Raw genomic sequence first — 12,226 nt, 5'->3', positions numbered from 1 at the left:
ATGATCGAGGGTCACGAACGCACCTTGCTGGCCGCGCAGGGCTACTGCGAACTGGGGATGTACGACGACGCGCTCGGCGAACTCGAGTCGCTCCCCGAGGATTGCACGAGCCACCCGGCGGTCGTGGAGTTGCGCACCGTCGTGCTCATGCAAGCGCGACGCTGGAAACTGGCGCTCACGGCAAGCCGTTCGCTCTGCAGAGTGGCTCCGGATAGAACAGCCGGCTTCATTCACGCCGCTTTTTGCCTGCACGAACTCGGCCGCACCGACGAAGCCCGTGACATGCTGCTCGCCGGCCCTGAGTTGCTCCACGCCGAGCCAACCTTTCACTACAATCTCGCCTGCTACGAGTGCGCCTTGGGCAATCTCGAACTCGCCCGGATTCACCTCGAGAAGAGCTTCGAGCTCGACAAAAAATTCCGCGAATTCGCGAAGAGCGACCCGGATCTCGCGGCATTGCGGGAAGAGTAGGGTGTCAGCGCTGCATCGGATTTCCCAGGCGATAGCCCACCGCGGCTCCTCGTATTGCGGAGCGAAGCGCTCTTCGTCCGTTCGCCGTGAATTCGAAGATCGATTCCGCCTCGGGCCGGGAGCAAAGTTTCAGACCAGATCCTCAATCTATCCCCCCATGAAATATTCCCTGCAAGAATGGTTGTTCACTCTCCTTCCTCGGTGCGTGCTGTTGATCTTTGCTTTGATCCCCATTCACCTTCACGCCCAGTTGGTGCCCTCCGAGCCAAAAACCTTCGAATGGATGGAGCCTCATCCCCAGTTCAAGATCGCGCACTCGGACAATTACGTCGAATACAAGCGGCACGGGAAAGTCGTTTATCGGACGATCGAACGGACCACGAACGTCTCAATGCCATCGCACCCGGGAAAAGCGTCTGCACCCGTAGTCACTCATCACATCGAGTTTATCGTCAATGGGGAGGTCATCGCATCCGTCGACTTGGAAAAAGGCGACGCGATGTCGTGGACCTTAAATTCGGGGGCCGGCTTGCAATTCGATTCGGGTTACGCCACCCCCGACAAAGGGACTCGTTTTTTCCAAGTCTGCGTTCCGAAATTTGACTACTTCGAATACGTGGAAATTAGTGGCAGCGAGGCCAAATCAAAGCCGCAATCGGATTCGGACTACATCAAGCAAAAGGAAGCCTTCATCAAAATGACCGACGTCGGGGCAATTAAGCCGCCCTATTTTGTTCGGCCCTATTGAGAGCGACGATTCGCTCACCCGAGAGATCGCACTCTATTCTGAAATCTTCTTGCGGCCACGTCGTTGGAGACCCGCGATTCCAGACGAGATGGAGCCTCATCAGCCCCGCAATTCTGAAACTGTAACCGATCAGCGTAAGCCGCGTGTGCTTCTCGCGGATGATGAGGCCGTTTCCCGGCGCTTGCTCAGCGAATCTTTGCAGCGCTCGGGCTTTGAAGTGCGGCAGGCGGCGGATGGAGAGGAGACGCTCCGCCTGGCGACCGACGAATTGCCGGATTTGCTGGTGCTCGATTTTGAGATGCCGCAATTGGACGGGGCTCAGGTTTGCCACCTCTTGCGGGCCAGCGACCGCGAGGATTTGCGAAACCTGCCGGTCATCATGCTCACGGCGCACGCCGGCGAAGTGGAGGAAATCGGGTGTCTGCAAGCCGGAGCCAACGATTTCGTGACCAAGCCGGTCAGCCGCGATGTGCTGGCGGCGCGCATTCACACGCAACTGCGCCTGCGTTCGATGGCCGATGAACTGCGTCAGCGCAACGACGAACTCGCCCGTTGGCGAACGGAGCACGAGGCGGATCTCGCGGCGGCGCATGCGACGCAACAGGCGCTGATCCCCGCGCGCTTGCCGACGGCCGAGGGCTGGAGCGTCGAGTCAATCTATCAACCGGTCATCGAGGTCGGCGGCGATGTCCTCGGCTGGCGTCCGGCGGGCCACGGCTGCTGGCACTTCTGGATCGTGGACGCCACGGGACATGGCGCCGCCGCCGCCTTGCTGACCGCCCTCGCGGTACAGCTTTTCCGGCAGGCCTGCGAGACTGAGCGCGAACCGGGAGCGATCCTCAGCACGGTCAATCACGAATTCCGCAAGGTCTTCGGCGGACGCGCCTTCATGACCGGCTGTTGCGCGCTCATCGATCCGCAAGGCGACGTCATCTTCTCCGGCGCCGGACACCCTCCGCTCTTCGTCCGCAGGGTCAATGGCAACATCGACGCCTTTGGGCCGCATGGCACACTGCTCGGCCTGAAGGACGGAGACGTTTACGAGCAGGAACACGTGACCCTCGAAGCCGGCGATGTCGCCGTGCTCTATTCCGATGGCTTGTTCTCCTTCAAGTCGCCGGATGGCGAACGCTTCACGCCCAACCATTTGCGGGAAACCTTGCGCGGAATTAAGCCGGGCGTCGCCTTCTTCGATCGTTTGCTCACCGCCCTGCGCGGCAACTCCGACGGCGCTCCCAGCGACGACGACATCGCCGCGATTGCACTGCAGCGATCGTAATGCGGCGGATCCCTTAGAGGGCGTACCGAAAGTCGGACAAAAGGAGTTTTTGACCACGGATTACGCGGATTTCACGGATGAGACGAGCCGCCGCGGATTTCTGTAATCCGTGAAATCCGCGTAATTCGTGGTCACTCTTCATCCCGAATTAGTTTCGTTACACCCTCTTAAAGCGCGTCTCTGAGACGACAGCAGACGCAGCTTTTGGTTCCATTAAAGCCGCGGCAGCATCTGCGAAAACAAGATCGCCCGCGGCCCTGAGTGCGGAGGGCCGCAGGCGAAATCCAAAACCAAATGGTTCTCTTGCTAGTTGTGATTGAGGGCCCACTCCTCGGCACCACCGAGTGAGAGGATGGCTGTCCGAATCTTGCGCACTGCGAGCTCGAGGCGGGTCTTGATCGTGCCGAGCGGAATACCCGTCTTGGCGGCGATCTCGCGCTGGCTCAGGCCGCGATAGTAGGCGAGGTGCAAAGCCTCACGCTGGGCCTGCGGCAGAGCGGCCAGCAGGCGCTGGAAAACTTCCGAGCGGTCCGCCGCATTCACGTCCTCTTCCACCCCGTGAGAGCGGGCCATTTGCGGCTCGTGTTCGGTTTCGAGACGCAGACGCTCTTCCGCACGCGCATAGGCCTGGCGGCGGCGCACTTTGTCGATCGCCCGCCGGCGGGCCAGCGTCACCAGCCAGCCGAGGACCTTGCCCTTCATTTCGTCGTAGCTTTGCGAACGGTTCCAGAGCTCCAGGAACACTTCCTGAAGCAGATCGTCGACGTCGGATTCATTGTGCACCACACGGGAAATCACCGTGCGGAGGATGGGCGTGTGCCGATGATACATGGCCGAAAGCGCTACCTGGTCCCCCGCCTGAATGCGGGCCATGAGTTGCTCATCGGTCACCTCGCTCGAGATAAAAGTCGCGATTTGTTGCTGATCAAATTCGTAGAGCATGACGTGCGAGAGGTTGAAGTTTGAGTGGAGTCGAGATCCTCTATTGCCATCCCCGTGCCAGCGGACATTTACTCTGGAGCGTCAGGATTTTGTCCGCGAAGTGTGTATTATTTCAATACATATCTGTATCGTATAGATACAATACACCTGACTCTTTTTGACTCCGCGAATCGACCCTTTTCCGCCGCTTCGTGCCACCCTCCATCTACCATCGCACCAGCCCTAACTTTCGCTCGTGCCGCGGGTCATGTGGGGCGGTGATTTTTGCCATGCCCCCTCTTCGCCTGACCGCTTCGTCGCTGCTCTTCGCCCTCGTCGCGCTGCTCGGCGAAACGCGGGCGGCGACGGAAACGGCGGTGAGCTTTCGGAAGGAGATCGCCCCGATGCTGCAGCGCCGCTGCGCGGCCTGCCATGGCGAGGATTCCGCCAAGGGCGGCTACCGCCTCGACAGCCTCAAGCGCATGTCCAAGGCCGGCGACAGCGACCTTGCTCCGCTGACGCCCGGCAAGATCGGCGATTCCGAGCTCTATCAACGACTCATCGAGAAGGACGCGAACGATCGCATGCCGCAGAAGGCGGACGCTCTCCCGGCCAGCGAGATCGCGTTGATCGAACGTTGGATCAAGGAAGGCGCGGTCAATGATGGCGGACCGGCGGACCGCCCGCTTTCCGAACTCGTCCGCGAGTCGCTGCTCAAATCCGCGCCGGTGAAGTACCCGCGCCCGGCGCCCATCACCGCGCTCGCCTTCAGCCCGGACGGCACGCAGCTCGCCGTGTCGGGTTATTACGAGGTAACCATCTGGGATCTCGATACCGGGGCGCTCGTGCGGCGTATCGGCGGCCTCCCCGAGCGGATCAGCGCGCTCGCCTGGCATCGCAAAACCGGAGAACTCGCCGTGGCGGGCGGCTCGCCCGCGCAGTGGGGCACGGTGATCCTGATCGATCCCAGCCCGAACGCCGAGCCACGCTTCCTCTGCGATTTGCCGGACATGGCCTTGTGCGTGGCTTTCAATCCTGACGGCACGCAGCTCGCCGCCGGCAGCGCTGACCGCACCATCCGGCTCTTCGACGTGAAGAGCGGCAAGCAGGCGCACATCATGCGCAATCACGCGGACTGGGTGCAGAGCGTGGCCTACTCTCCCGACGGCACCCACGTGCTCTCCTCGAGCCGGGATCGCACGGTGCGCATTTCCAGCGCCGCTACGGGTGAACTGGAATCGACCTACACCGGCCACGAAACGGCCGTCTACGCCGCCATCTTCTCGCACGATGGCGACACCGTCCTGTCCCTCGCGCAAAACAGCCCGCTCGACTACTGGAAATGGACGACCACCGAGAAGAAGCCGAAGCGGACCGACGTGGCCGGACATCCGGAGCGTCTGGCCTGGGTGACGGGCGGACTCGCTTTAGCCGGGGAAGATGGTCTGCTGCGCATCGAAACGCCCGACGACGAAACGCTTTTCACCCTCTACGGACAGCCCGATGCGATCAGCGCCCTCGCCGTGGGATCGAACCCGGACCAAATCGCCACCGGCAGCTATGACGGTACGGTGTGCGTTTGGAATCTCGGGTGCGGGACTTGGGTGCGGCGATTCGTCGCGAGCCCGTAGGCGGGAGTGCTTAGTGTTGAGTGCTTAGAAAACAGTCTCTCCGCGCAAGCGACTGATTACTGATTACTGAACTGACTACTCAGGCAAAAATCCCCATCACCGGCTTCCCATCCGCCGCGAGAACCGGCCGCCCCGCGGCGCTGCGCAACTCCGTATGCGGGTCGATGCCGAGCGCGGCGTAGATCGTCGCCGCGAGGTCGTCGGGGCGCACCGGATTTTCCGCCGGATACGAACCCGTCTTGTCGCTCGCGCCGTAGACGAAGCCACGCTTCACCCCGCCGCCGGCGAGAAGCGTCGTGTAGCACATCGGCCAGTGGTCACGGCTCACGTTCTTGTTGATGTTCGGCGTGCGGCCGAATTCGCCCATCCAGACTACCAGCGTAGAGTCGAGCAGCCCACGCTCCTCGAGATCGATGAGCAACGTGGGCAGCGTCTGTTCCGTGATCGGCAGATGAAACTTCTCGATGATCGGGAACATGCGCGTGTTGTTGAAGCCATGCGTGTCCCAGCCGCCTTCGGTGGTGCTTTGTCCACCGATGCTCGGCGCAAAATACACCGTCACGAATTTCGTCCCGGCCTCGACCAGGCGACGTGCGAGCAGGCAACTCTGGCCGTAAGTCGAGCGGCCATAAGCCTCGCGCACCTTCTCCGGCTCGGCGGAAAGATTGAAAGCATTGCGCAGCTTGGGCGATTGCAGCATGCCGATGGCGCGATCGTAGTAGCCATCGAATCCCCGCGCCTGCGGCGAGATGTCCATGAGCTTCGCCTGCTGGTCGATGAGCTGCTGCAGTTCGCGGCGGGCCTGCATCCGTTCGAAGGGGATGTCCACCGGCAGGCTCAATTCCGGCAACGAAAACGACGGTGAATTCGGATCCTCCAGCACCGTCAGCGGATCGTTATCCTTGCCCAGGAAGCTGGCTTGTTGCCCCGGCGTGACCGAGCCATCGCTAATGACGTAGGGATACGACACCGAGGTCGGCATGTCGCCCTTCAGCGGCGCCAGCTTGTTGACGATCGATGCATAGCCCGGGAAGAGATCCAGCGAATCGCGCAAGCGTTGGTCGTCGCTCGGCGGCGCATGCCCGGTCAGCGCATAATAGCCGGCCGAGTTGTGATTCTTCATCGTGTGATGCATGGACCGGATGAGCGTCACCTTGTCCATGATCTTCGCCGTCTTCGGCAGATGCTCGGAAACCTGGATGCCGTCGGCCTTGCTGGCGATCGGCTTGTGCGGCCCGCGGATGCCCTCGGGCGCATCCGGCTTCATGTCGAACATATCGATGTGCGACGGCCCGCCCCATTGGAAAAGGAAGATCACTGACTTGGCCCTGGCCTTCAGCTTCTCATTCGTGCCGTAAGCCTCGGCGTTGAGGATCTGGGGAAAGTTCAGCCCGAGCAGCCCGAGTCCGCCCACCTTGAGCGCATGGCGACGGCTGACCGCGTGTTGGAAATTGGGGCAGGCGAAGGGGGACATGGCCAACGTGTTTAATCCCCGAAATTATCGCCGCTTAGGCCCCACCGCGCAAGCTGGGGTACCGGTTGGCGCCCTTCAGCGATTCGCGCTGTAGATCAGCTCGATCCAATGCCACAGGATGCTCGGGACGATGATGTGGCCGACCAGCATGAATATCGAGAACAGTTGGATGGGCCCAAAACAGAGGATCAGCAAAAGGGTGAGAATGCCTTGCAGCAGCGACGCGGAAAACTGCCCGGCGATGTTGCGGGTGATCGCGAACGTCACCAGCAAGCCGCTGCCGGCATAAAGCGCGAGCGCCAGCGGATGATCCACCTGGCCGAGCGTCGCTGCGGTCAATGCAATGACGATCGCGTAGAGCACACCCGCCCAGGCCACCTGCCCGCGAATCGTCCGATGACGCGTTTCGGAAAGCGCGCGCCGCTCGTGCTCGAGATCATCGGGATCGGCGGAGGGGGTGACCGGGACGTCCATGATCATCGCGTTGCAATACGCGCACGTCGGAAAGCGTTCGTCATTGGAGAACTCGCAATTCGGGCAGATCTTCATGGGGTTTTCAACGGCTCGCCGATCGCCGCCGCACTTTCCTTCGCCAGGATCACCGGCCACGACGGGTTCCGGAAGACTTCCGGTTCGAGCCGCTGGTAGCTGTTGTAGCGGATGACAAATTCCCGGTTCAACGGGGAATTCGCAATGCCGAGATCCGGGTAGAGCCGCAACGCCTCGCGCCGGCCGTCCGCCTCATTGTTGATCGTGATTGGCCCGAGGGGAATATCCGACGCGGTCTTACTCCCGCGCGACTTCATATGCATCATCGGCGTGGCCGCGGGGACCGCCGCCGTGTGGGCCGCCTTGTGGGGGCGATCCGTCGCCCAAAAGATGCCGGCCCCAACCGCCATCACGGCCAGCAAGGCCAGATACATAAAACCGGTCTTATCGACATCCGCTCCCGCGCAACTCGGGCACTTTTTGGAAATATCAAAGCCTCTCGGGAACCAGGTATGCCCGCAGTCATTGCAGCGATTGAGGAGACTTTGTTTCATCGCTCTATAGCAACGCTATTGCAGGTTCTTTAGGACGTAAAGGGCCCAGGGAAAAAGGCGGTTCGCTTCCGTGCCGGCGTTGTGTCTCGCATCGGCTTCCTCTAAATTGGCATTTTGCACTCGCCGCTCTGCGCACGCTCCGTTAACCTCTTCCGCAGAAATCGGAAGTGCGATGAATAATTCCCGTCTTCTCTCTCACGCGTTCGCGTCTTTCACGTTCTCGGCACTCGCCTTCCTCGCCTGCGCGCTCTTCCTTGGTTCCCCGACGAGGGCGCATGCCGGTTGGGGCAAGCCGGATGCTGATTTTTCCAACTACGATGTGCCGGTCTTCGAGCAGATCACCAATCACATCAAAGCCAAAGTCACGGCGAAGCTCGCCAAGGGCAAATTGGCCCACGACCGCTATTTCATCATCCCATTCGCCTACGAGAACAAAGGCAACGACCCGGCCTTTTCGCATTCGTTTATGTCGGTGATCCGCGTGTTCGCCAATGACCGGCATCCGCAACTCACCGAGGGGCTGGAATTGCGAAGATACCAGAACCGCGACTTCGAGGCTTTCACCATTAGCTGGATACCACACGATTTCGATCGGAATCCCGACCTGTGCGTGTTCGATGGTTTCGGGAGCCGCCTCTTCGCCTCGTGGAACAAGTGCCCGATCTCGCCCGGGAAAAGCTTCAAGCTCGATGAAACCATCAAGTTGGGCGTAAACGCCAAAAACGCCATCGGCATGTGGGGCCCGTACGAAATCACCGAGACCGCGTTCAATCTTGCCGTCCGTCGCCTGCACTTGCTCAACAGCGGGGCCATCAAATACCGCGCCGACGATCGCCTCACTCGCAAGGATCGGATCGCCATCAATTGCTTCCACGCGATGGCCGGCCTGGAGGAGCTTTTCCCCAATGGCGGACTTTTCGGCACCGGCTTCAAGATGTGGGGTCTCAACGGCACCCGGCGCGTGCTCATCGAATACAAAGCGCGCGCCACCAAGATGGGCCTGCTACTCGATCCGGTGGACATCAAAAAGGACCTCTACGGTTTCGTCTACGCGCCCTCCCGCAATAGCCGCGACATCTACGATCCCTTCGACAACACCGCGTCGGCTTATCACCGCTAGCCGCCGTTCATCATTCCGCCCGACTTTTCACTGCGTCGGGTGATCCCGGCGGTAATTCGCCAGGTCGTCTTCCGCCTGCTTCCGGTCATTCGCGGCGTCGGCAATCTTCCCGACGTACTCCTTGAAGGTCGCCAACGTAATCGTGTTTGGGAAATCGATGCGGCCGGTGGCTTCGTCGCGGGTCCAGTTCCCCCAGTTGAAATCGAGCAGATCGAGCACCGCCAGGGCGTTCTGTCCGATCGCATCGTCACTCTCGCGGATGCGCTGTTGCATCGGCAGCAACGGCTTCTGTGTCTTCTCATAACGCTCGAGAACCGAATCGCGCACCGCCGCAGGGACCTTTGCGGTCTCCAGTTCCGCGCGGATGAAGCTCTCACCGTGTTCCAGGCTGTCCGCCAGCCGCTGGTTGGTGCTGAGAAAATCGCGCACGACCTGCCGGGCCTTCTCGATATCTTCCCGCTGCGGAAAATTCCACGCCAGCGCCTTCGACCGCTGCAGACGCACGTAGGCCGCCTCGTGCTCGCGGACCTGGGCGCGGATGCGGTTCAAGTAATTCGCCAGAGCACGCGCGGCAGTGACATCTTCAATCGCGCTGATCGGCGAAGGCGTCGTCTTGTCCCGCTGGGCCTGCATCTCCTCCTGCCTGGCCTGCCTCTTTTGCCAATAGATCCAGCCACCGACGGAACAGCTCACCACGGCGAGGAGAATCAGCACGATGACCAGCCATCGCCGGTCGTTGGGCTGGGCAGAAGCTCGGGAGGAAGAGGAAGACATTCGGTCTAAAAAAGCGACTCCTCATCGCCGCGGCAAGGGCGAAGCGGTTTGTCCAATCCGTCGCCTGTTCCGCATCCGGCTACTTTCGCTTCGTCAACGTGAAGGCAACCGTCTTTTCGCCAGCCACATAGCTTCCGGTCACCTTGGCCGGAGCGCGATCGTCCCCGCTCAGATCCAGTGAGACCCGTTTGATCGAGCCGCCGCCCTTCGCCGGTACAAATTGGATGTTGTCCAATCCCTCCAGATTGAACGCCGTCGTCTTTTTGCCTTCGGTGATCTTCATCGTGCTGGCCTCCGGATAGCCATCGGCGAAATCGAACGCAATCGTCACGCTCCCGGCTTTGCCCTGATACTTCACGAGATCGTACGCTTTGGGTTCTGCGTGGACGCAACCCACGATCCCGGCCCCGAGGAGAAACAACATCGTCAGCCATGTATGGCGATTCATAGATGGGAACACTTTGTTAACGCGACGCAAGCAGTGGTCAACGAGATTCTCGAACGGGGCGAAACAAGGAAAGCAAACATTGTCCGATTTTCATCTCCGGAGAGGCTCGGGGCTTGAACGCTCCGGCGAAACTCGCTCCTCTACGCAGTTTAACTGCCATGAAGATCCGCGCCCTACAGTTCTTCGTGTTCGGTCTAGTTGCTCTGGCACGGCCGGCGCTCGGAGTCATTGTCATCAACTCCGACGAAAGCGCCAACCGCGTAACTCCGACGAACGGCGCGCCGTGGCAATACGTGGCGCGCCTGGACGATCACTTCGGCGCGCGGGCCTCGGGGGTCTATCTCGGCAATCGCTACGTCCTGACCGCCAATCACGTCGACAACGACATGAACAATGTCTTTCTCAACGGGGTCAACTACGCGGTCGATACGACTTTCATCCCGGTCGCCATTACCAACGCGGATCTGCGCATCATTCGCATCGTGAGCGACCCGGGCCTGCCTTTTTTGCACCTGGCCAGCACCATCGATAACACCTTCAACCGACCGGCCACCATGATCGGCTGGGGCGTGGGCAGAGGCACGGCCATTCCCAATCAAGGCTGGAACTGGGGCGACGACTCCACGCGCTTCGAGCGCTGGGGCACGAGCGCCACACTGGGCAACTACAGCACTGATCCGGTCAGCGGCTTCACGTTTCTAATGACGACCTTCGACATCACCTTTGGCCCCCAGACCGGTCAGCTCACGGGCGGTGATTCCGGCGGCGGCCTGTTCGAGAATCTCAACGGCACGTGGACGTTGGTCGGTATCAATTCCGACGTCGATACCGACAACGAGGCCCTCTACGATGAAGATCCTTCGACGCCGGGAAATCAGCCCGACCATTCCTACTTCCAGACCGTTGCCCAATACGCGAACCAGATCGAAGCCATCATCGGCCCCGCACCGGTGGTGCCGGCCATGCCGCGCTGGGGATACATCGTGCTGGCCGTGCTGCTGATCCTGATCGCGGCGCCGTTCCTGCCCAGGACGCCGATGGCTCCGCGATCGCGTTAAGTCACCACGTGTTCTCCGGCGCTCACTTCTTGGGTTTGCGTTTCTTCTTACGCGACCCAGCGAGTGCCTCGCCGAAGGAAAACGTCCCCTGCGGCGATTCCTTCGCCGGTGTTTCGGGAAGCGGCGGATCGGATAACTCCACCAAGGTCACCGTCGGCCAGCCACCCTTGCCGCCGAGTTGCAATCGTTGCGGATTCGCCTTGGCCAGCGCCTTGACGCTCTTCACATCGAAATGCGCCTTGCGGATATTCAGCGTGCGTTCGGGCGCCGCTTCCAATACCGCGATCAATTCCGGCAACGTCAGCTTCCTCACCGAATCCGTGGTCTCCTTGGGCTGCGGCTTCTCTTCCACCGGCGACTCCTCGGCCAAGTCCGCCAATTCAGCCTCGACGCTGGCCAGTTCGCGACTGAGCCACTCCCGCCGATCACGCAATTCGTGTTCAGCCGCGCTCTGCAGATCGGCCACTGCGGCGATCAGTTCATCCAGCGCCTCGGGTGAGGCGATTTCAGGCTCGGCGAGTGAAGACGACGGCAAAGTGCTCAAGGGTAGTATCGAAATCGGTCGAACAAAGATGAACGCGCTTACCGCATGCGTCCAATGTCGATCCGACGGGCGTCAACGGCCTAGCGGAAGCAGAGCCACGCTCCCACCGCAAGCAGCAGCGCCGCCGCGCCAAAGATCATCGCGGCGTGCCACCACCGTATACCTCCGGTGAGCTGCTCTGGGCGCGTGGCGTGAGCAGTAAAGGCGTGATATGGGCGAAACTGAAGGTAATCGGAATCTTTTCTCATCCGGAGTTCTGGCATTTTGGGGCGGCGCACCGTAGCAGGAAGCCGCCTGCGTTCAACGATCCTGCGACTCATTTTTTCCCACGCACGGAAAATCAAAACCGATTTCGCGCGGCACCCACCGCAGCGCCTTTGCGCAGGCTTGCTTTGGGCGGGATGAAACAGCCGGCCGTTCTTTTGTTTCTCTATCTCGCGACAGTCGTCTCGCTCGACACGTAACTCGATACCTCCCAACCGCGATGATACGCATCGCGTTTGCTGGACTTGGTGACATCGGTAGGAGACTGGCTCGCGCAGGAACTCAAAACGACAGCGGCGAGGAGCAAAAGCAAAAGGCGGTGCATGGGAGGTGTCATCTACGTGGAGAATCTGGATGACAGACCCATCTGGTTGAAGGCGCAAGAAAAGACTCGCGGCTCTCGCCTCCGTGGAACAATCGGCGTGATAACGGTTCCCTGGGAGGGGCGATC

15 protein-coding genes are annotated in these 12,226 nt (G+C 60.7%); 6 read left to right on the top strand and 9 right to left on the bottom strand.

The window, feature by feature from the left end; all coding sequences use genetic code 11:
- From CFE428DRAFT_RS11520 to CFE428DRAFT_RS11510, 3 genes are all read left to right on the top strand, one after another.
- Complete coding sequence (locus tag CFE428DRAFT_RS11520; RefSeq protein ID WP_006979708.1) at positions 1–471, top strand: TPR end-of-group domain-containing protein; 471 nt, start codon at positions 1–3, stop codon at positions 469–471.
- Positions 472–628: 157 nt separating this feature from the next.
- Positions 629–1,219: a hypothetical protein gene (locus tag CFE428DRAFT_RS11515; RefSeq protein ID WP_006979707.1), complete on the top strand. Its 591-nt coding sequence runs from the start codon at positions 629–631 to the stop codon at positions 1,217–1,219.
- A gap of 88 nt (positions 1,220–1,307) precedes the next feature.
- Positions 1,308–2,498 carry a PP2C family protein-serine/threonine phosphatase gene (locus CFE428DRAFT_RS11510; protein ID WP_006979706.1) on the top strand — a complete coding sequence of 397 codons (1,191 nt, stop codon included), beginning with the start codon at positions 1,308–1,310 and terminating at the stop codon, positions 2,496–2,498.
- A 306-nt stretch (positions 2,499–2,804) separates the two neighbouring features.
- On the opposite strand, the gene CFE428DRAFT_RS11505 is transcribed toward CFE428DRAFT_RS11510, so the two are convergent.
- The gene (locus CFE428DRAFT_RS11505) at positions 2,805–3,440 is read right to left on the bottom strand and encodes a sigma-70 family RNA polymerase sigma factor (RefSeq protein ID WP_006979705.1); all 636 of its coding nucleotides are present in this window, start codon (positions 3,438–3,440) and stop codon (positions 2,805–2,807) included.
- A 269-nt stretch (positions 3,441–3,709) separates the two neighbouring features.
- Here CFE428DRAFT_RS11505 and CFE428DRAFT_RS11500 point away from each other — a divergent pair, with 269 nt between their 5' ends.
- On the top strand, positions 3,710–5,050 hold the full coding sequence (locus tag CFE428DRAFT_RS11500) for a c-type cytochrome domain-containing protein (RefSeq protein ID WP_006979704.1): 1,341 nt from the start codon (positions 3,710–3,712) through the stop codon (positions 5,048–5,050).
- Positions 5,051–5,129: 79 nt separating this feature from the next.
- Here CFE428DRAFT_RS11500 and CFE428DRAFT_RS11495 read toward each other — a convergent pair whose 3' ends face one another.
- The 3 genes from CFE428DRAFT_RS11495 to CFE428DRAFT_RS11485 form a co-directional block, all read right to left on the bottom strand.
- Positions 5,130–6,524, bottom strand: a complete 1,395-nt coding sequence (locus tag CFE428DRAFT_RS11495; protein WP_006979703.1) for a DUF1501 domain-containing protein — start codon at positions 6,522–6,524, stop codon at positions 5,130–5,132.
- Between the two features lie 75 nt (positions 6,525–6,599).
- Entirely contained in the window at positions 6,600–7,073 is a 474-nt protein-coding gene (locus CFE428DRAFT_RS11490) for a hypothetical protein (RefSeq protein ID WP_006979702.1), read from the bottom strand.
- Positions 7,070–7,567 carry an FmdB family zinc ribbon protein gene (locus CFE428DRAFT_RS11485; protein ID WP_006979701.1) on the bottom strand — a complete coding sequence of 166 codons (498 nt, stop codon included), beginning with the start codon at positions 7,565–7,567 and terminating at the stop codon, positions 7,070–7,072. The genes CFE428DRAFT_RS11490 and CFE428DRAFT_RS11485 overlap by 4 nt, the downstream gene beginning before the upstream one ends.
- Positions 7,568–7,739: 172 nt before the next feature.
- On the opposite strand from CFE428DRAFT_RS11485, the gene CFE428DRAFT_RS11480 reads away from it, so the two are divergent.
- Positions 7,740–8,687: a hypothetical protein gene (locus CFE428DRAFT_RS11480; protein ID WP_006979700.1), complete on the top strand. Its 948-nt coding sequence runs from the start codon at positions 7,740–7,742 to the stop codon at positions 8,685–8,687.
- 27 nt (positions 8,688–8,714) lie between these two features.
- Here the strand turns inward: CFE428DRAFT_RS11480 and CFE428DRAFT_RS11475 are convergent, their stop codons facing one another.
- Together CFE428DRAFT_RS11475 and CFE428DRAFT_RS11470 are read right to left on the bottom strand one after the other, a co-directional pair.
- Entirely contained in the window at positions 8,715–9,461 is a 747-nt protein-coding gene (locus tag CFE428DRAFT_RS11475; protein ID WP_006979699.1) for a hypothetical protein, read from the bottom strand.
- 79 nt (positions 9,462–9,540) lie between these two features.
- Complete coding sequence (locus CFE428DRAFT_RS11470) at positions 9,541–9,909, bottom strand: hypothetical protein (RefSeq protein WP_006979698.1); 369 nt, start codon at positions 9,907–9,909, stop codon at positions 9,541–9,543.
- Positions 9,910–10,067: 158 nt separating this feature from the next.
- Here CFE428DRAFT_RS11470 and CFE428DRAFT_RS11465 point away from each other — a divergent pair, with 158 nt between their 5' ends.
- A complete protein-coding gene (locus CFE428DRAFT_RS11465; protein WP_006979697.1) occupies positions 10,068–10,967 on the top strand; it encodes a VPAMP-CTERM sorting domain-containing protein in 900 nt (299 codons plus the stop codon).
- Between the two features lie 22 nt (positions 10,968–10,989).
- Here CFE428DRAFT_RS11465 and CFE428DRAFT_RS11460 read toward each other — a convergent pair whose 3' ends face one another.
- The 3 genes from CFE428DRAFT_RS11460 to CFE428DRAFT_RS37220 all read right to left on the bottom strand — a co-directional run bounded on the left by CFE428DRAFT_RS11460 (position 10,990) and on the right by CFE428DRAFT_RS37220 (position 12,100).
- Positions 10,990–11,511, bottom strand: a complete 522-nt coding sequence (locus tag CFE428DRAFT_RS11460) for a hypothetical protein (protein ID WP_006979696.1) — start codon at positions 11,509–11,511, stop codon at positions 10,990–10,992.
- An 80-nt stretch (positions 11,512–11,591) separates the two neighbouring features.
- Positions 11,592–11,759 (bottom strand): hypothetical protein, encoded by a 168-nt coding sequence (locus CFE428DRAFT_RS37225; protein WP_157447486.1) that lies wholly within the window; start codon positions 11,757–11,759, stop codon positions 11,592–11,594.
- 182 nt (positions 11,760–11,941) lie between these two features.
- Positions 11,942–12,100, bottom strand: coding sequence for a hypothetical protein (locus CFE428DRAFT_RS37220; protein WP_157447485.1), 159 nt, complete (start codon positions 12,098–12,100; stop codon positions 11,942–11,944).
- Positions 12,101–12,226: the final 126 nt, after the last annotated feature.

It is taken from the genome of Chthoniobacter flavus Ellin428 (assembly GCF_000173075.1).
GTDB lineage: Bacteria > Verrucomicrobiota > Verrucomicrobiia > Chthoniobacterales > Chthoniobacteraceae > Chthoniobacter > Chthoniobacter flavus.
Note: the sequence above shows the minus strand (reverse complement) of the source record. Positions and strands in the feature narration are given on the sequence as shown.